The organism is Amycolatopsis orientalis DSM 43388 (assembly GCF_000411975.1).
Lineage (GTDB): Bacteria > Actinomycetota > Actinomycetes > Mycobacteriales > Pseudonocardiaceae > Amycolatopsis > Amycolatopsis orientalis_D.
The window spans coordinates 21,408-39,179 of record NZ_ASXG01000086.1 but is presented as its reverse complement, the minus strand read 5'-3'; the positions used below and the strand labels follow the sequence as shown (position 1 = coordinate 39,179).

Here is a 17,772-nt window from a genome sequence, read left to right as displayed (position 1 = left end):
TAGTCTGCCCGAACACTCCTCATGCGCGCGCACCCGCCCGGTATCCTGGAGGTCTATGCCCGCGACCTCCTTGGCGGACTGGCTGCGTGCGGAGTCCGACGACGCACTCGCCGAACTGCTGCGCACGCGTCGCGATCTGTCCACCCCTCCTCCGTCCGACACCACCGTGCTCGCCACCCGCGCGGGCACCCCGGGGTCGGTCGCCCGCGCCTGCGAGGACCTCGACACGTTCACCCTCGCGGTGATGGACGCGCTGCTGGTCGCCGGGGCCGACGCCGAGCCGGCGCCGGTGTCCGCGGTGTCCGCGCTGGTCGGCCGCGACGTACGCGAACCGCTCGCCAGGTTGCGCGCCCGGGCGCTGGTCTGGGGCACCGACGACGAGCTGCGAGTGCCGCCCGCGGCCCGCGACGCACTCGGGCCGTTCCCCGCCGGGCTCGGCGCGTCGTCGCCCGCGCTGGCCGCCACGGATCTCGACGCGCGGCTCGCGGAGGTCGGCGACGACGAGCGGGCCGTGCTCACCGCCTTGGCCGCCGGGCCGCCGATCGGCCGCACCCGCGACGCGAGCTTCGACGTCGCGCTGTCCGACGCGGCCACGCCGGTGCAGAAGCTCCTCGCGCGCGGCCTGCTGCTGCGCCGGGACGACCAGACCGTCGAACTGCCCCGCGAACTCGGCCTGCTGCTGCGCGGCGGGCTCGCGTTCGATCCGGAGACCCTGGTCGAGCCGGAGCTGCCGGTCCATCCACATCGGACGGACACGGTAGACGAGACCGCGGCCGGCGAGGCGATGGAGTTGTTGCGGCAGACGGAGTCCCTGCTGCGGATGTGGTCGGATTCGCCGCCGCCGGTGCTCAAGGCCGGCGGGCTCGGAGTGCGCGAGCTGAAGAAGGTGGCCAAGGATCTCGAAGTCGACGAGACGCGCGCGACGCTGCTCGTGGAGTTGGTCGTCGGCGCGGGACTCGTCGCGGACAGCGAGAACACCGCCCCGGAATACGTGCCCACCATGCTCACCGACAGCTGGCTCGCGTCGCCGTCGGTGCAGCGGTGGATGACGCTCGCACAGGCGTGGCTGGAACTTCCGCGATTGCCCGGTCTCGCCGGCGGCCGGGACGCGAAGGACAAGCCGATCGCGCCGTTGTCCGAGGAATTGCGACGGCCGCTCGCGCCGGTTTCGCGGCACCGCGTGCTTTCCGCGCTGGCTGAGCTGAATCCGGGCGCAGGCGTGAAAAGTGTCGACGAGCTGGTGGCCGTGCTGGCTTGGCGCGCGCCTCGGCGAGGCGGTCGGCTGCGCGACGAAACCGTCCGCTGGACGATGGCCGAGGCGACCGCGCTGGGCCTCGTTGGCCTCGGCGCCCTCACGACCGCGACGCGGCTGCTGCTGGAAGACGACCGTTCCGGCGCGGTCGAGGCCATGCACGACGCGCTGCCCGCGCCGGTCGACCACGTGCTGGTGCAGGCAGACCTGACGGTCGTCGCGCCGGGCCCGCTGGAGCCCGAACTCGCGGCGGACATGGCCGCGGTCGCGGACGTCGAATCCGCTGGCCACGCAACGGTTTACCGCGTCACCGAGCCGTCGGTGCGACGCGCGCTCGACACCGGACGGACCGCGGACGAACTGCACGCGATGTTCCGCGACAAGTCGGCGACTCCGGTGCCGCAAGGCCTCACGTACCTGATCGACGACGTCGCCCGCCGCCACGGACGGCTCCGCGGCGGCACCGCGGGATCGTTCCTGCGCTGCGACGACGAGGCTTTGCTCGCCGAGGTGCTCGCGAATCCGGTGGCCGCGGAATACGACCTGCGGATGATCGCGCCGACCGTGCTGATCAGCTCCGCGCCGCTGGCCGAAGTCCTGGAAGCCTTGCGCGGCGCGGGTTTCGCTCCCGCGGCCGAGGGTCCGGACGGCCGGGTAGTCGACCTGCGCCCCACGGGACGCCGCGTTCCCGCCCGCACCCGAGCGGCCCGCGCCCGGCCCGGCGAACAGGCGGTGCTGACCGACGAGCAGGCGGCGCGGATCGTGTCGAACATCCGGGCAGGAGACCAAGCTTCGGCACGGCGCCGGGGTTCGACAGTGCGCGCACCGGGCGGCGGAGGCGCGGACACGACGGCGACGCTCGACCTGCTGTCCCGCGCGACGCTCGAACAACGCGAGGTGTGGATCGGTTTCGTCGACTCCCGCGGCACGGCGAGCCAGCGCGTGGTGCGCCCGCTCCGGGTCGGCGGCGGAGTGCTGGAAGGCGCGAACCACGAGCGGTATCCGTTGCACCGCATCACTTCCGCCGCGCTGGTCGAGGACTAGACCGCCCCGCAGGAGATCCCTCAGCACCGGTTGCCCCGGTTGGCGAGCACCCGATGCGGAGATCCGTGAGGGGCACCCTGAGGGACTCTGATTCCCTTAGGGTTCCCCTCACGGACTTCCAAGGAAGCCCTTCGCCGACCTCGGCCTCCCGCCGCCGGGCCCGGTCTCGGCCGCAGCACGCGCGCTACCGAGAGAACCCCAATGCCACATTGGGTGCGTCGGATGCACCCAATGTGGCGTTCGGTGCGTTCAGCGCACCCAATGTGGCATTCGGTGCGTTCAGCGCACCCAACGCGGCGTTCGGTGCGTTCAGCGCACCCAATGTGGCATTGGGGCGGTCCGGACGGGGCCGAACTGGGCGAAGTCGGAGCTGGCGAGAGTGCAAGGGCGCACGGCGGGGCACGTGGCCGGACGATAGGCGCAACCCGGCTCGGCGGAGCAGAGTCAGCGTGGCGTCAGTGGACGAGCGCAGCATCACCAGAAGCAGCGGGGCGTAAGCGCGCCCAGCACAGCAGAGCGGAGACAACCCGCCAGCGGTCAAAGGTTGCGCAGCCCCTGCAACACCCGTTCCATGAACTCCCGCGACGAGCGGTCGCCGAGCACCAGGTCGGTCTGGTGCAGCATCACGAGCCCGATGTCGGCCATGTCGCCCACCAGCACCTTCACCACGCCGAGCGGCAGGTGCAGGTGCGCGGCGATCTCCGCGACCGACCGGGTGTCCAGGCACAGGTCGCAGATCCGGCGGTGCTCGATCGAGCGCACCCCGCGGTAGCGGCGGCCCTCGTCGCTCGTGGAGACCAACGCTTCGAGCGCGAGGTTGTGGTCCGAATGGGTCCGGCCGCGGGTCCGGGCGTACGGCCGCACGCGCGACTTCGTCGGCTGGACGGGCGGTTCCGGCTGCACGGGTTCCTCGCCGGCCCAGAACCGGTCCAATTCGGACACTCCAGAGGCCGGGCCAGGATCGGAGTACGACGCCGGAGGGTCTTCGGCCAGCGCGTGCCTGCTGCGGGTGGCCTGTTCGACGTGCTGGCGCTGGTACGCCGAGCCTTCCGGCACCACGCGGTCGGCCGGGCCGGGCGAATCGGCGTACTCGTCGAACGAGTACGGGTCGTGCGCCGCGGGCCGGGCCGGCGGCGGTTCTTCCCAGCGGTGGCTGGCCTGGGGTTCTTCCCAGTACCCGGATTCGCCGTCCTCGACCCATTCGTAGCCGTCGTCCCAGCTCTCCTCCGGCGCGGCAGGCACCGGAGCGGGCGCGGGCGGCGGGGCCACCGGACGCGGGGCGACCGCCTGCTGCACCGGACGCGGCGCGGGCGCGGGACGAGGAGCGGGCTGCGGCGCGGGCTGCGCGTGCCGCGAAGAAGGCGGAGGCGTCGACCGGGGCTGCCGATGCGGCAACCGCAGGCTCAGCGAACTCAGCTCGTATCGGCTCGGCGAGTCGAACGACTCCCGCTCCGTGCCTTTGTGGAGGGCGTCCCAGGCGCCCGTGTCCTGGTCTCCGAAACCCGAGATCTTCATCGGCTACCCCAGCACCCCGCCGCCCTGCAGCTGGGCGCGCAGCTCCGGCGTGATCTGCTCGCCGACCCGCTCGACCAGCAGGGTCATCTCGTACGCGATGGTCCCGATGTCGCACGTCGGCGCGGCGAGCACGGCCAGGCAGGATCCGTCGGACACCGACATCAGGAACAGGTACCCGCGCTCCATTTCGACCACGGTCTGGTTCACGCCGCCCGCCTCGAAGCAGCGTGCCGCGCCCTGGGTCAGGCTGATCAGCCCGGACGCCACCGCGGAGAGCTGCTCGGCGCGTTCCTGCGGCAACCCCTCCGACGGCGCGAGCATCAGTCCGTCCGCCGACACCAGCACCGCGTGCGCCGCACCCGGGACCCGGCGCACGAAATCCGAGATCAGCCAGCTGAACGTGCCCTGGTCCGCTGGCCGGTCGGAATCGGTCACTGCCCCTCCAAGCTCCTCGAACGCTGCCGGACGCCCGTCCGCCGCCCTCGGGCCATCCTCGCCCGGCCGCGGTGAAGTCGTCGTTCCAGCGTATTCACGCACCCGGTCGTGTCGAGCGTGTGCCCGGGCACGGTACGTGTCTGCCGGATGTAACGCCGCGCGAACGCATGCACAACCACGCATTCGCGGGTCACTCGGTGGTGGCGGCGGCCACCGTGCGCAGCGGGATGTCCGTGCAGGTCACCGCCGGTCCGACGCCCCGATCGGGGGCTGCCGGCCTCGGCCGCGAGCGAACCGGGCTACTGAGCCCGCCCCGCTCGGAGGCACCACTCCCCGAAGCGGGTGAAGCACGTGGAGTTCACTCCAACGGCCGCACCCGAGCCGGGGTGTCGCGGGAATCTGGGAGTCGGCGGACGCCTCCTTCGCAGACGGCGGCGGGGGACCAGAGGCGGGACTAACCCGCCCGCAAAGCCGTGTCGTGCGCGATCGCGTGCTGCACGACGGAGATCAGCACCTGCTTCGCCGACTCCCGCTCCCGCGCGTCGCACGCCATGATCGGCACCGACGGCGAGATGGTGAGCGCGTGCCGCACGTCCTCGATCTGGTGGTGCAGCAGCCGGTCGAAGCAGTTGATCGCCACGACGTAGGGCAGCTTCCGGTTCTCGAAGAAGTCGATCGACGGGAACGCGTCCGCGAGCCGGCGCGTGTCGACCAGCACGACCGCGCCGATCGCGCCGACGGCGAGGTCGTCCCACATGAACCAGAACCGGTGCTGGCCCGGCGTGCCGAACACGTACAGCACCAGGTCGGAGTCGAGCGAGATCCGGCCGAAGTCCATGGCCACCGTGGTGGTCGACTTGTTCGGCGTGGCCGACACGTCGTCGTGGCCCACGCTGGCCTCGGTCATCATGGCCTCGGTGGTCAGCGGGTCGATCTCGGAGATCGCCCCGACCAGAGTCGTCTTGCCCGAACCGAACCCACCCGCGACCACGATCTTGGCCGACGAGGTCGGACCCGTATGCGGCGTGTTCGCGTCGGAGTCAAATTCTCCGAAGCCCACTGAGCACCCTTTCCATGAACTCGATACTGGGGCGGTCGCCCGAAGTCGTGCTGCTGCTCGTGTGCACGAGCACCAGTCCGAGGCCCGCCACGTCACCAATCAGCACCCGCACCACGCCGAGCGGCAGCCGCAGCAGCGCGGCCACCTCGGCGACCGACCGGGTGTCGAGGCACAGGTCGCAGATCGACCGGTGCTCCGGCACGCGGACGCGGTCGAGCACCCGGCCCTGCTCGCTCGTCGACACCAGCGCCTCGATCGCGAGGTCGTAGGTCGGTTTCGTGCGGCCCCGGGTGCGGAAGTAAGGCCGGACCAGCCCGGAGGTCTCCACCTCGGCGGGCTCGTCCGCGTATTCGCCCGCCGCCTGCGTCGGCAGCGCGGCGGCCAGGTCGTTCGACGGGAAACTCGGGGGCCCGGGCGACCGGTCGCGCTCGGCGCTGAACGCGGCGAACTCGGCCGAGTCGTACAGCGGGCCGCTCGCGCCGCCGAACAGCTCCGATCCCGGCCCGCCGAGCAGCCGCTCGCGGTACCCGGGCACGGCGGTGATGCCCGGCTGCTGCCCGGCGTTGGAATCGGTCAGCCAGTTCGGCGGTTCGCGCACCGGATCGGAATCCGCGGCTTGGACGTCCCTGGAACGCCATTCGCGGTCGACCCGGTCCCGGAAGGACTTCCAGTCCTCCCGGCTGCCGTCCCGATCGCCCCAGCCGCCGGTGTGCTCGTCACCGAGCCGGCCGTCGCCGCGCAAGCGCCCGTCGTCCACGGTTTACTCCTGTAGTCCTAGGCCCGCCTAGCGACGGACCGCAGCGCCCTGCAGTTGTGCCCGCATCTCCGGTGTCAGCTGCTGGCCGACCCGTTCGACCAGCAGAGTCATCTCGTACACCACCAAGCCGATGTCGCTTTCCGGCGAGCCCAGCACCGCGAGGCACGAGCCGTCGGACACCGACATCAGGAAGAGGAATCCGTTCGCCATCTCGACCACGGTCTGCGCGACCGGGCCGCCCTCGAACACCTTCGCCGCCCCGCGCGCGAGGCTGGTCAGCCCCGAGGCGACGGCCGCCAGCTGGTCCGCCCGGTCCTTCGGCAGCCCGCGCGAAGACGCGAGCAGCAGACCGTCGGCCGAGACGACCACCGCGTGCGCCGCACCGGGCACCCGGTGGACGAAGTCCGTGATCAGCCACGCGAAGCTGCTCGCCGCGCTGCCGCCGGCCTGCCTGCCGTTCGGCTGCACCGAGCCGCCTCCCGGCTGCACTCCCGCCCGTGTCACTCTCGCTCCTCACTGCTGTCGCTCACATACCCGGCCCCGGTGACGCGAACCCCGTCGTCGTCGAGCCGGGCTTCCGGCGGCCGCTCCTTCAGCGCGTGCCTGCCGGACTTGTACCCACGCTGGAAGCTTGCCATCCGGCTGCGGGCAGCCGCCGCCGAGCGGGTGATCGCACCCGTTCCGGGCATTCCAGCGGTCGCGTCGGTGAACGAATTCTGCTGCTGCGCCGGTTCCGGCGCGTTGCCGATCGAGCCGGGCACGAGGTACGCGTTGGGCACGCGCTTGGGCAGCCCGGCGGGCGTGATCTCCTCGTTCTTGGATTCGAGCAGCGACTGCGCCGCCTGCCAGCCCTCGTCGGAGACGCTGTGCCAGCTGTCGTCCTCCGGCTCGTCGGAACCGGGGTAGAGCGGCGTCGATTCGAGCGTCTCGCCCGTCCGTTCGGCCGGAGCGTCCTCCTGCTCGGCCGGCGCGGCCTCGGCGTTTTCCGGCTCCGGCGCGGCGGACCCGGCGCCGGGCTCGCTGTCCTCGCCCTCGCTGAACCAGCGCGACAGCACCGACTGGTAGATCGGCAGCCGCCGGGTGGGCACGTCGTCCTCGAGCGCGGCGGAACCGTCCGGTTCGGCGGGCGGCTGCTCCTTCGGCGCTTCCGGCGCGACGTACTTCGGCTCCCGCTTCGGCAGCACCAGCGGCGGGAACTCGGTCTGCGACATGCTCGCGCCGTCGCCGTACGACTCGCGAGTGAGCGGCGCGAGGTCCTCCGCGGTCGGCCACGCCGGGGTTTCCGAGGCGGGCGTCGCCGGGCTGAGGAACGGGCCGGCCGCCCGGTTGCCCGCGACGAGGTCGTCGAGGCTGATCGGCTGGTCGAGCGGGACCAGGCCGCCGTTCTCGGACGCCGCGCCGTTGCCCGGCGCACCCGGCGCCTCGGTCAGTTCGGAGGACGACGGCGGCGGTGCGAGCGGAAGCGAGTTCGACTGCTCCGGTTCGCGGTTGACCGGCGGGAGGCTCGGGTGCGAAACCTCGTTGCGGTTCGCCGGCGGCGGCGTGTTCCGCATCGCCGGCGGGACGGTCCGGACCTGGGTGAGCAGTTCGGCCGGGACCACGACGCGGGCGATCACGCCGCCCTCGATGTCCTCGTTCTCCCGCAGCCGCACCTCGATGCCGTGCCGCTGGGCCAGCCGCGCGACCACGTACAAACCCATTCGCCGGGTCACCGACACGTCCAGGTCCGGCGGGTCGGCGAGCCGCTCGTTGACCTCGGCGAGGCGTTCCTCGCTCATCCCGACGCCGTGGTCGGTGACCTGGATCGCCAGCGCCTTCTTGCGCGTGATGACCGCGCGGACGGTGATCTTGGTTTCCGGTTCGGAGAAGTAGGTCGCGTTGTCGAGCAGTTCCGCGAGCACGTGCACGAGGTCGTGGATCGCCAGGCCCTGCACGGCGACCTCGGGCACGATGCCGATCTCGATGCGGGCGTACTGTTCGATCTCCGACACCGCCGCGCCGATCACGTCGGCCGCGGGCACCGGCTTGGGCACCGACTTCGCGAGTCCCGCGCCGGAAAGCACCAGCAGCGATTCGCCGTTGCGGCGCAACCGGGTGGCCAGGTGGTCGAGTTCGAACAGGCTCGCGAGATGGTCCGGGTCCTGCTCGTCGGCCTCGAGCCGGTCGATCACGCCGAGCTGGCGTTCCACCAGCCGCTGCGACCGCCGGGAGAGGTTCACGAAGATGCCGTTGACGTTCTCGCGCAGCAGGGCCTGCTCGGCGGCCATCTTGACCGCCTGCTCGTGCACCACGTCGAACGAGCGCGCCACTTCGCCGATCTCGTCGCGGGTGAGCACCGGCACCGGGTCGACCGCCTTCTTCGAGGCGTTGACCGGGTCCGGGTCGTCCAGGATGGCCTGCACGGTTTCCGGCAGCCGGGTGTAGGCGACGTCCAGCGCGGTCTTCCGCAGCACCCGCAGCGGGCGCAGCATCAGCCGCGCGATGACGAGCATCAGCATCAGCGCGGCGACCAGCGCGGCGAGGACGATGACCCCGCCGACCCAGGCCGACCGGACCGCGTTGCTGGCCAGTTCGTCGGCCTGGGCGCGCAGCTGGGTCAGCAGGTTGACCTCGACCGCGCGCAGCTTGTCGGCGGCGACGGTGGAGTCCTGGCCGAGCTTGGTGCCGTCGAGGTTGAGCGGCTGGCCCTGCTGGGCGAAGGAGAACGCCTGCGTCTGCAGCCGCCGACGCTCGTCGACCTCGGGGCCGGAGTAGGTGTCGTTGTAGAGCTGGACCTGGTCGCCGGTGGCGTTGGCCAGGAACGCGGTGATCGACGCGTCGCCGCTGGCCTCGGCGGCCCGGGTCTCGTCGATCAGGTTGCCCGGGAAGCCGTCGCGGAACGCGGCGATCTGCAGCGCGGAGTCGCCGCGGAGGATGAACTCCTTCGCCTCGCTGATCGACTGCGTGCTCGTGCCCAGGCGGAGCAGGTCGCGGTCGGTCGTCGCGGTGGAGACCTCGCGGCCGAGCTGGATCAGCGAATCGAGCACCGAGGAGTAGGTGTCGAGCACGGCGCGGTCGGAGTAGGCCGACGTGGTCATCGCCGCGCGCAGCGGGCGCAGCGCGTCGAGGCGCTGGAGGCCGTGCGCGTAGCGGTCGCTGGCGGCCTGGTCCTCGTTGTCGAGGTTGACCGCGGCGTTGCGCAGGTCGTCGACGTCGCGGTCGACCTTGGCCATCTGCGCGTCGAGGCCGGTCTGGCGCAGCGGGTCGCCGGAGGAGATCCGGACGACGGCCAGCGCGCGCTCGCGCTGCAGGTCGTGCACCACCGCGGTGACCTTCTCGGCGAAGGCGACCTGGTTGGCGGTGTGGTTGAGGTCGACCGCCGACCGCACGTCGTCGACCACGCGCAGCACGCCCAGCACCAGCGCGGTGATCGTGGGGATGAGAAGGATAAGCGCGAGCTTGGACCGCAATCGCCAGTTGCCGAGCGCGAGCCAGGACCGCTGCTGCGCGGTCCCCGCGTTCTCCCGAGCGGAGGCCTCCCCTGCCCCCGCGGTGTCTTCGTTCGGCACCGCCGCACCACCGTCCGGGCCCGAAGGGCCCGTTGATTCCGAACCTGCCCTGCTCGTGGCCACTACGCGCACGCTCCCGGCAGGTCATCCGCCACCTGGGTGGTCTGGACCACACCGCGAGCCGTTGCACCCTTTCGAGGGAAAAGATCGACTTCGCGGTGCGGCTGCCCGTCGCCTCGGGCGCGGAATCGGTTCAGGTCTGACATGACGTTCGGTCCCCGCACGTGGTCGATCTCTTAGTCCGTTCGGCCGAGGCCACCCCGCACCGGCACGTCGCCGGCGTGCGCGGAGAGCCTTTTCCCAAGTCCGGGCTCTCACCACATCGGTGGTCCACACCTCGCATTGCAGGAGCAGAGGGTAGCGAACGGCTGGCCCATTTGTAACCCTCCAGAAGTTGCCCGGAGAGCACCCAGGCAGCGGATCAAGGCCCATCGGGCACCCACAGCTCGTCCACATACCCCGCCGCACCAGGGGATTCGATCACCTGATCGAGTGACCAGTGCCACTTCTGAATCGTATATGAACACCCATTGTGAGTGATCGTCCTGGTTCTCTACAGTAGCCGCGTGACTCCGGACAATGAGCCACCTTCCCCCCGCGTCCATCCGAGACGCGGGCCCATTTGCTAGGAGCGACCTTGTTTGATGAAGCGGTGAGCGGCCGGCGCAGCTACGGGAGGCGCGGGTTCCTGTCGCTCGCGATGGCGGGCGGTGTCGCGATGACCGCCAGCGGCTGCGGTCTGCTGGGCGGATCGGACAGTTCAAGCAGTTCGAACGGCGGCTCCGGAGTCGAGAAGACCAAGATCAAGGTCTCGATCATGCCGACGATCGACGTGGCGCCCTTCCACCTCGCGGTCCAGAACGGCTACTTCAAGAACGAGGGGCTCGAGGTCGAAGCCGTCGACGCGGCCAGCGGGGACGCTTCGCTGCAGAAGCTGCAGGCGGGCGAGGTCGACATCGCCTACGCGAGCTACACGCCGTTCTTCATCGCCAAGAGCAAGGGCGCCGCGGACATCAAGCTGGTCTGCGACGCCTCGTCGGCCGGTCCGAAGAGCACCGAAGTCGTCGCGATGCCGAACAGCAACGTCAAGAACGTGCACGACCTGGCGGGCAAGCGGATCGCGATCACCGCCACCAACACGATTTGCGACACCCTGACCAAATCGGTCATGCGCGACAACGGCGTGAGCTTCAACGACGTGCAGTGGGTTTCGATGCGGTTCCCGGACATCGGCCCCGCGGTCAAGCGCGGCAACGTCGACGCGGGCTTCCTGACCGAGCCGTTCATCACGCAGTCGGCGAAGGTCAACGGAACGGTGGAGGTCATCGACACCGCTTCCGGCGGCACCAAGGACTTCCCGACCGCGGGCTACGGCTCGCTCGGCAAGTTCACCGACGCGAACCCGAAGACGGTCGCCGCCTTCCAGCGCGCGATGCTGCGCGCCACCAAGGAATCGGCCGACCGCTCCAAGATCGAGCCGCTGATGATCCAGTACTCGAAGGTGGACGAGGCGACCGCGAAGATCACGAACCTGCTGACGTTCCAGTCCACTTTGGACGCCCGGCGCATCCAGCGCGTGCCGGACCTGCTGCAGCAGTTCGGTTCCATCCAGTCGAAGATCGACGTGCAGTCGATGATCGTCCCGCAGGCGAACGCGTCCTGACGTGCGTCTCGTCCGGAACCTGACCGGCCTGCTCGGCTTCCTCCTGATCTGGGAGGTCGTCGTGCGGGCCGGTCTGATCGACCAGAACGACCTTCCCCCGCCGACCGTCGTCTTCGCCCGCATCGGCGAACTGCTCGGCGACGTCGAGTTCGTCCGCGACGTGATCGCCTCGGTGCTCGCGTGGATGATCGCGCTGCTCATCTCGATCGCCATCGCGGTCCCGGCCGGCCTGCTGCTCGGCAGCATCCGCTGGCTGCGCGACGCGACCAAGGCGATCGTCGAATTCCTCCGGCCGATCCCTTCGGTGGCCTTGATTCCGCTGGTGCTGATCGTCGTCGGCGGCGGCCCGGAAGCGAAGATCACGCTCGCCGTGTACGCGGCGGTCTGGCCGATCCTGTTCAACACCATTTACGCGCTGGCGGAGATCGACCCGCTGCTGCTGGAAACCGCGCGCACGTACGGAACCCCGCGTTCGCGGGTGCTGACGTCGGTCGCGCTGCCGCACGCCGCGCCGTTCGTGTTCACCGGGATCCGGTTGTCCGCGGCGATTTCGCTGATCCTGGTGATCAGCACGGAATTCCTCGCCGGGGCGAAGCTCGGCATCGGGCAGTTCGTGCTCGAAGCCAGTTCCGGGCCGGGCCGGATGGATCTGGTGCTCGCCGGAACGGTGGTCGCCGGGCTGCTCGGCTACCTCGTGAACGAGGGCCTGGAGCGCCTGGGCAACCGGCTGTTCCGCTGGAGCAGCGCTGTCGAAGGAGCCGCCGCGTGAGTGTGGTCGAAAAACCCTCCACCGTCACGCGCCGCGTGAGCCGCGGGATCAGCGGGTTCGCCCGCAAGTGGCTGCTGTTCGCGATTTTGGTGGTGTTGTGGGAGATCGCGACGCAGCTGAGCGAAAGCGTGTTCTTCCCCCCGCCGTCGAAAATCGCGGCCGCGGCGGCGAAACTGTGGTTCTCCGGCCCGGCCTCGCACCTGTTCCTCGGCGACGCGGTGTTCGACCACATCCTGCCGAGCCTCGGCCGGCTGCTCGGCGGCTGGCTGCTGGCGGTGGTGCTCGGCGTCGCGCTCGGCACCGCGCTGGGCCGCTCGCGCACCGGAATGGATTACGTGGGGCCGCTTTTCGCGTTTTTCCGCGCGATTCCGCCGCCCGCGCTCGTGCCGGTGTTCATTATCCTGTTCGGCATCGGGCCGGGCATGCAGACCGCGACGATCATCTTCAGCTCGCTGTGGCCGGTGCTGATGAACACCGTCGACGGCGTCCGCTCGGTCGACCAGGTCAAGGTCGAGACGGCGCGCGCGTTCCGCACGCCGAAGCGGTACTGGATCGGGCTGGTCGTGCTGCCCTCGGCGCTGCCGAAGATCTTCGCCGGGCTCCGGGTGTCGCTGTCGATCGCGCTGATCCTGATGGCGATCTCCGAACTGGTGGGGGCGCTCAACGGCATCGGCTACGCGCTGCTCGCCGCCCAGCGCTCGTACGACTTCGACCAGATGTGGGCGTGGATCGTGCTGCTCGGCATCCTCGGGTACGGGTTCAACGCCGCGCTGCTCGGCATCGAACGCCGGGTGCTCGGCTGGCAGCCCGGCCGGAACTAGGAAGGTTTCCCCTTATGTCGACCATGCTCGAGGTCTCCGGCCTCAGCCACCGCTACGGCAGCGGCGAGTCCGCGCACGTCGCGGTCAACGACCTGTCGTTCACGGTGGAGACCGGGCAGCTGGCGTGCATCGTCGGCCCATCCGGCTGCGGCAAGTCCACCCTGCTGCGCGCGATCGCCGGCCTGATCCCGCCCACCGCGGGCACGGTGAGCCTGCACGGCGACCGCGTCACCTCGGTGCCGGACGATCTCGCCGTGGTGTTCCAGGACTACAGCCGCTCCCTGTTCCCGTGGCTGTCAGTCGCGAAGAACGTGGAATTCCCGCTGCGCTGGAGCAAACTCGACAAGGCGACCCGGCGCGCCCGGGCCACCGAGGCGCTTGAGGCGGTCGGCCTTTCGGCCGCGGTGAACAAGTACCCCTGGCAGCTGTCCGGCGGCATGCAGCAGCGAGTGTCGATCGCCCGCGCGCTGGCGAGCCGTCCGGCGCTGCTGCTGATGGACGAGCCGTTCGCCTCGGTGGACGCCCAGACGCGGTTCGAGCTGGAAGACCTGCTGCGCCGGGTTCAGGTCGAACAGAGCACGACGGTGCTGCTGGTGACGCACGACATCGACGAGAGCGTGTACCTGGGCGACCGGGTGCTGGTGCTGTCGAAGTCGCCGGCGCGGATCGTCGCGGATCTGAAGGTGGACCTGCCCGCCCAGCGGGACCAGATCACTACCCGGGAATCGGCGGAATTCGTTTCGCTGCGCAGTGAAGTGGCCCGGCTGCTGCACGGCCCGGCGGTCCAGGCGGCGGCGGATCTGGCGGAGCAGGAAGCGGCGGATGCGGCCGCGGCGTCCGAGGTGGAATCCGCTGCGGCGGAGAAGAGTTGACTCGTGAGTGGTTAAGCCGGTTCTAACCGGCTTAACCACTCACCAGCTTCTCAGCCCTTGGCCCGCGAATCCGGCCCGGTCTCGTCCGGACCGATCTCCGGCAGCGTCCGCACTCCCAGCACGTTCGCGCCGACCAGCTTCCGCGTCGCCAGGTTCCCCATCGGCATGAACGTGCTCGCCTGCACGTCCCGCCACATGCGCTCGAACGGCAGCGCCTTCGTGTAGGACATGCCGCCCAGCACGTCGACCAGCCGCTGCATCACCTGAACCGCGTTGTTCGCCGCCGTGTACTTCACGATCGCGCTGCGGGCCACGCCGTCCTGGATGTCCCCGGTGAACAGGCGGCGGCTCGTCACCTCGTCGGCCTGGCGGTAGATCAGCGCGCGGGAGCTTTCCAGCAGGATCTGGCATTCGCCGAGCACATCCTGCAGCACCGGGTCCTCGGCCTTGCCGCGCTGGATCAGCGTCCGCACGGTCCAGTCCAGCGCACCCGCCGCGATTCCCGTGTAGACCGCCGAGAACGCGGGCATCGCCCAGGCCCACACGGTTTCCAGCACCCGGGAGTCGAGGTGTTTCACCGGCAGCGAGTGCACGACCGCCGCGTCCTCGACGAACACCTTGTCCAGTTCGACGTCGTTGCTCTGGGTGCCGCGCATGCCCATGGTGTTCCACGTCTGGTGGATCGTGACGCCCGGCTGGTCCAGCGCGATCTGGCACAGCAGCAGCCGCGGGCCGCCGTCGGCTTCCTCATAGCGGGCGGTGGTCGAGCAGTGCGTGGCGACCGCCGAGTTGGTCGCGAAGCTCTTGCGGCCGGTCAGTTCGAAGCCGCCTTCGACGCGGACCGCGCGGGTCTTCGCGTCCGTCATGTCGTTGCGCAGACCCGTTTCGCTGGTGATCGACGCCCAGATCAGTTCGCCGTCCACCGCTTTGCGCAGCAGTTGCGCCAGCCGGGGCGCCTTCGTGCGCCGCCAGACGCTGGCCCACTGTCCCAGCGGCGACAGGTGCATGGTGAACGCCAGCGCGGTCGCGCCGTCGCCCATCGCCAGCCGTTCCAGCACCGGCAGGATTTCCGGCAGCCCGGCTCCGGAGCCGCCGAGTTCTTCCGGGACCGACAGCCGGAGGAAGCCCGCCTCCCGCAGGTCGTCGTAGTTCTGGTGCGGGAAGGTGTTGTCCCGGTCGTGCTCGGCCGCGCGCTCGGCGAAAATGTCCGCGAGCTTGGCGGCGCGGTCGACGAGGGCCTGCTGCTCAGGCGTCAGGAGAGGCTGCACCCGGCCATCAAAACAGCGTCCCGGATCTTGGTCAATCAGCCATTGTCCGTAGCCGCTTCAGTCCACAAGACACCGCGAGTGCCTGCCCCGGGAACTCCGGGACAGGCACTCGCGACAGTCGCGTTCAGCCGATCAGTTTGGACAGTCCGGAGCCGTTGAACGAGCCCCAGCCGGTCGTCTGGTCGTAGCCAGGGCCGGCGGAGAAGCCGGTGGTGCCGTTGAAGGTGTTGTTGCCGGTGGTCACGTCGTGGAAACCGGAACCGTACGAGGAACCGTTGCCAATGCTGTAGAACTTCGCGTTCAGGTTGCCGAGGCCGCCCTTGTGGACCTCGTTCTGCAGCGCGGCGAAGCCCGCCCACAGCGGAGCCGCGCCCGAGGTGCCCCACACGTTCCCGGTCTGGCCGCCGGAAATGATCGTGTAGGCCGAACCCTGCGCGGCGTCCCCGGCGACGTCCGGGACCTTGCGCTTGGTCGTGCTCTGCTTGGACTGCCACGACGGCGCGGCGAAGAGCGTCGAGATGCCACCGCCGCCGGCCCCGCCGGAAGCGCCGTCGTTCCACGTCGTTTCGCTGCTGTAGCCGTTCGACGAGTTCACCGTCAGCTGCGTGCCGCCGACACCGGAGACGTTCGGGCTCGACGCCGGGAAGTCCACGGCCTGCGCCTTGCTGCCGGTCTGGCGGGCGCAGTCGGTGGTGCCGTCGTCGCCCGCGGCGGCGAAGTAGCTGATGCCCTCCGCGGTGCCGGTCGCGAGCGCCTTGTCGACGCTGTTGGCCGCGGCCGAGCCTTCCGCCGCCTCGCAGGAGCCCCACGAGATCGAAACGACGCTGACCTTCTTGTCCGACGCGATCTTCTGGTACATCGCCAGCTCGCCCGCGTTGGAGTTCGGGGCCTCGTACACGTAGTCGTTCGCCGGCGCGGCGAGCGCGTGCACGACCTCGATGTCCAGGTCGACCTCGGTCTCGCCCTGGCCGGGGCTGGAGTCGTAGTTGGCTCCGTTGACCGAAACCGTGCTCACCGTGCCCGCCTTCAGGCCGTACTTCGTGTCGTACGCGGTGATGTCGGACTTCTTGTACCCGTCGAACTCCACGAAGCCGACGTTCACGCCCGCGCCGGTGGCGGACATGCCGCTGGTGCCGTACGCGGTCTTGAGGATGCTCGGGGTCACCGGCTTGACCGTGCGCGGCGCCTGCTGCGGCTTGGCGTGGTGCTTCACCGCGTGGTTGTCGAGGCCGACGACCGAATCGACCACGGCGGACACCGACGCGGGCAGTTCCGGCGCGGAGTCGTTCGCATAGAACTTCCGGCCGGTGACGGTGTCGGTGTAATTGCCAATACGCGTATGGAAGGCAGATTCCAGCTGTCCGGCAGTCGCCGAGAAGGTGATCGCCTGACGGTTTCCGGAAACCTCAATACCCTGCGCGCCGCTGCGCTTGAGGAAATTCACCGCCTGATCGGCTTCGGCCTGAGTTGGGCCGAATGCAGCAGTGAACTGCTCCGGAGAGAGGAAATGCCGGTACTGCGGCGAGGCCGGGTCCTGCACGTCGGCGAGGAAACGGGCCAGAGCCTGCTGGTTGTGCAGTTTGAGCGACAGTGCGGCGGGAATCTGCTGGTCCGCGGCGACGTCGCCGGACCGCGCGCTGGCGGCGAGCGGGGCGGCGTTGCCGGGAAGGGCGACCAGCGGATCGGCGTTCGCGACGCCGGCCACGGAAAGGCACAGCAACGCCGGCAGCGGAACCGCGGCGGCGACGAGCTTGCGCAAGCGCATGAGAATTCCTCTCGAGAGGCGGGGACCGGGGCGGCTAAATCGCGGTACCGACCCGTATCCCGACCCTAAAAAACCCCTCGAAGCGACGAAACCTACTTTTGGCTGACCTTCTCGCGGTTGGTTTGTTTTCCACTTGCGCTATTGATGACTGATTCCCGCCGCGATGTCCCGCCGAATCCGGAAACCATCGGAGGTCGGAAGCCGGAAGCCCCGGACATTCCGGACGGCTTGCGCACACACTCGCACTGTGCTCGTCAAGCAAAGACGGGAACCTTGCCGGAATTGGAATTCCCGGCGAGGTTCCCTTCCTCGATGGACTGGAGCGTCAGCCTTTGACGAGTTCGGCCCACTCGCGCACGGCCGCCGCGTCGACCGGAGCGTCCCACCCGGACGGACGCACCGCGCCGCCGACGTGGAATCCGCGCACGCCGCCGGCGCGCAGCAAATGCACCTGCTGTGCCCGGAGCCCGCCGCCGACCAACAGCGCCGGGCCGTCGGTCCGCCGCGCCAGCTGCTGCAGCACCGACAGTCCACTCGCGACACCGTTCGGGTGCCCCGCCGCCAGCACCGTGTCGCAACCGAGCTCGGCCAGCACGTCGTACGCGGCGATCGGGTCGCGCGAACGGTCGATGGCGCGGTGGAACGTCCACGGCCGCCCGTCGATCTCCTTCAGCAGCGCGCGGCACGCGTCGGCATCGACTTCGCCGTCCTCGGTCAGGAAGCCGAACACGAACTCCTGCGCCCCCGCGGACACCAGGCTCGCCGCGGAAGCGCACAGCTCGTCGATCGCACGAGCGTCGAAGGTGTTCTCCGCGCGCAGCATCACACGCACCGGCAAATCAGTGGCCGCGAGCACCTCGCGCACCGTCGCCTCGCTCGGGGTGAGGCCGTCGCTGGCCATGTCGGAGACCAGTTCGAGCCGGTCCGCTCCGCCCTCTTGCGCCCGCTCCGCGTCCCGCGCGCCCAGCGCGATCACTTCCAGCAGGGCGGTGTTCGAACTCAT

The 17,772-nt window shown here is 70.0% G+C and carries 14 protein-coding genes; 5 read left to right on the top strand and 9 right to left on the bottom strand.

Annotated elements, in window-relative coordinates:
- Nucleotides 1-55: 55 nt before the first annotated feature.
- A complete protein-coding gene (locus L942_RS17255) occupies nucleotides 56-2,296 on the top strand; it encodes a helicase-associated domain-containing protein (RefSeq protein ID WP_037361509.1) in 2,241 nt (746 codons plus the stop codon).
- A 537-nt stretch (nucleotides 2,297-2,833) separates the two neighbouring features.
- Here L942_RS17255 and L942_RS17250 read toward each other — a convergent pair.
- From L942_RS17250 to L942_RS17225, 6 genes are all read right to left on the bottom strand, one after another.
- On the bottom strand, nucleotides 2,834-3,811 hold the full coding sequence (locus L942_RS17250) for a DUF742 domain-containing protein (RefSeq protein ID WP_037361508.1): 978 nt from the start codon (nucleotides 3,809-3,811) through the stop codon (nucleotides 2,834-2,836).
- A 3-nt stretch (nucleotides 3,812-3,814) separates the two neighbouring features.
- The gene (locus L942_RS17245; protein WP_037361506.1) at nucleotides 3,815-4,246 is read right to left on the bottom strand and encodes a roadblock/LC7 domain-containing protein; all 432 of its coding nucleotides are present in this window, start codon (nucleotides 4,244-4,246) and stop codon (nucleotides 3,815-3,817) included.
- Between the two features lie 454 nt (nucleotides 4,247-4,700).
- Nucleotides 4,701-5,306, bottom strand: a complete 606-nt coding sequence (locus L942_RS17240) for a GTP-binding protein (protein ID WP_009083957.1) — start codon at nucleotides 5,304-5,306, stop codon at nucleotides 4,701-4,703.
- Nucleotides 5,287-6,063, bottom strand: coding sequence for a DUF742 domain-containing protein (locus L942_RS17235; protein ID WP_037361503.1), 777 nt, complete (start codon nucleotides 6,061-6,063; stop codon nucleotides 5,287-5,289). The genes L942_RS17240 and L942_RS17235 overlap by 20 nt, the downstream gene beginning before the upstream one ends.
- A gap of 27 nt (nucleotides 6,064-6,090) precedes the next feature.
- Nucleotides 6,091-6,567 (bottom strand): roadblock/LC7 domain-containing protein, encoded by a 477-nt coding sequence (locus L942_RS17230; RefSeq protein WP_369871052.1) that lies wholly within the window; start codon nucleotides 6,565-6,567, stop codon nucleotides 6,091-6,093.
- Nucleotides 6,564-9,611: a sensor histidine kinase gene (locus tag L942_RS17225; RefSeq protein WP_037361498.1), complete on the bottom strand. Its 3,048-nt coding sequence runs from the start codon at nucleotides 9,609-9,611 to the stop codon at nucleotides 6,564-6,566. Before L942_RS17225 ends, L942_RS17230 begins: the two co-directional genes overlap by 4 nt.
- Nucleotides 9,612-10,311: 700 nt before the next feature.
- Between L942_RS17225 and L942_RS17220 the strand changes: the two genes are divergently transcribed.
- From L942_RS17220 to L942_RS17205, 4 genes are read left to right on the top strand one after another with little or no spacing between them, the layout of a single operon-like run.
- Nucleotides 10,312-11,274 (top strand): ABC transporter substrate-binding protein, encoded by a 963-nt coding sequence (locus L942_RS17220; RefSeq protein ID WP_037361570.1) that lies wholly within the window; start codon nucleotides 10,312-10,314, stop codon nucleotides 11,272-11,274.
- Between the two features lies 1 nt (nucleotide 11,275).
- Complete coding sequence (locus L942_RS17215; protein WP_037361496.1) at nucleotides 11,276-12,043, top strand: ABC transporter permease; 768 nt, start codon at nucleotides 11,276-11,278, stop codon at nucleotides 12,041-12,043.
- On the top strand, nucleotides 12,040-12,864 hold the full coding sequence (locus L942_RS17210; protein ID WP_037361493.1) for an ABC transporter permease: 825 nt from the start codon (nucleotides 12,040-12,042) through the stop codon (nucleotides 12,862-12,864). The genes L942_RS17215 and L942_RS17210 overlap by 4 nt, the downstream gene beginning before the upstream one ends.
- 14 nt (nucleotides 12,865-12,878) lie before the next feature.
- Nucleotides 12,879-13,736: an ABC transporter ATP-binding protein gene (locus tag L942_RS17205; protein WP_037361491.1), complete on the top strand. Its 858-nt coding sequence runs from the start codon at nucleotides 12,879-12,881 to the stop codon at nucleotides 13,734-13,736.
- 50 nt (nucleotides 13,737-13,786) lie between these two features.
- Here the strand turns inward: L942_RS17205 and L942_RS17200 are convergent, their stop codons facing one another.
- The 3 genes from L942_RS17200 to L942_RS17190 form a co-directional block, all read right to left on the bottom strand.
- The gene (locus L942_RS17200) at nucleotides 13,787-15,004 is read right to left on the bottom strand and encodes an acyl-CoA dehydrogenase family protein (RefSeq protein ID WP_037361490.1); all 1,218 of its coding nucleotides are present in this window, start codon (nucleotides 15,002-15,004) and stop codon (nucleotides 13,787-13,789) included.
- Nucleotides 15,005-15,128: 124 nt separating this feature from the next.
- On the bottom strand, nucleotides 15,129-16,769 hold the full coding sequence (locus L942_RS17195) for a S53 family peptidase (protein ID WP_037361488.1): 1,641 nt from the start codon (nucleotides 16,767-16,769) through the stop codon (nucleotides 15,129-15,131).
- A gap of 325 nt (nucleotides 16,770-17,094) precedes the next feature.
- Nucleotides 17,095-17,772, bottom strand: coding sequence for a copper homeostasis protein CutC (locus tag L942_RS17190; RefSeq protein ID WP_037361487.1), 678 nt, complete (start codon nucleotides 17,770-17,772; stop codon nucleotides 17,095-17,097).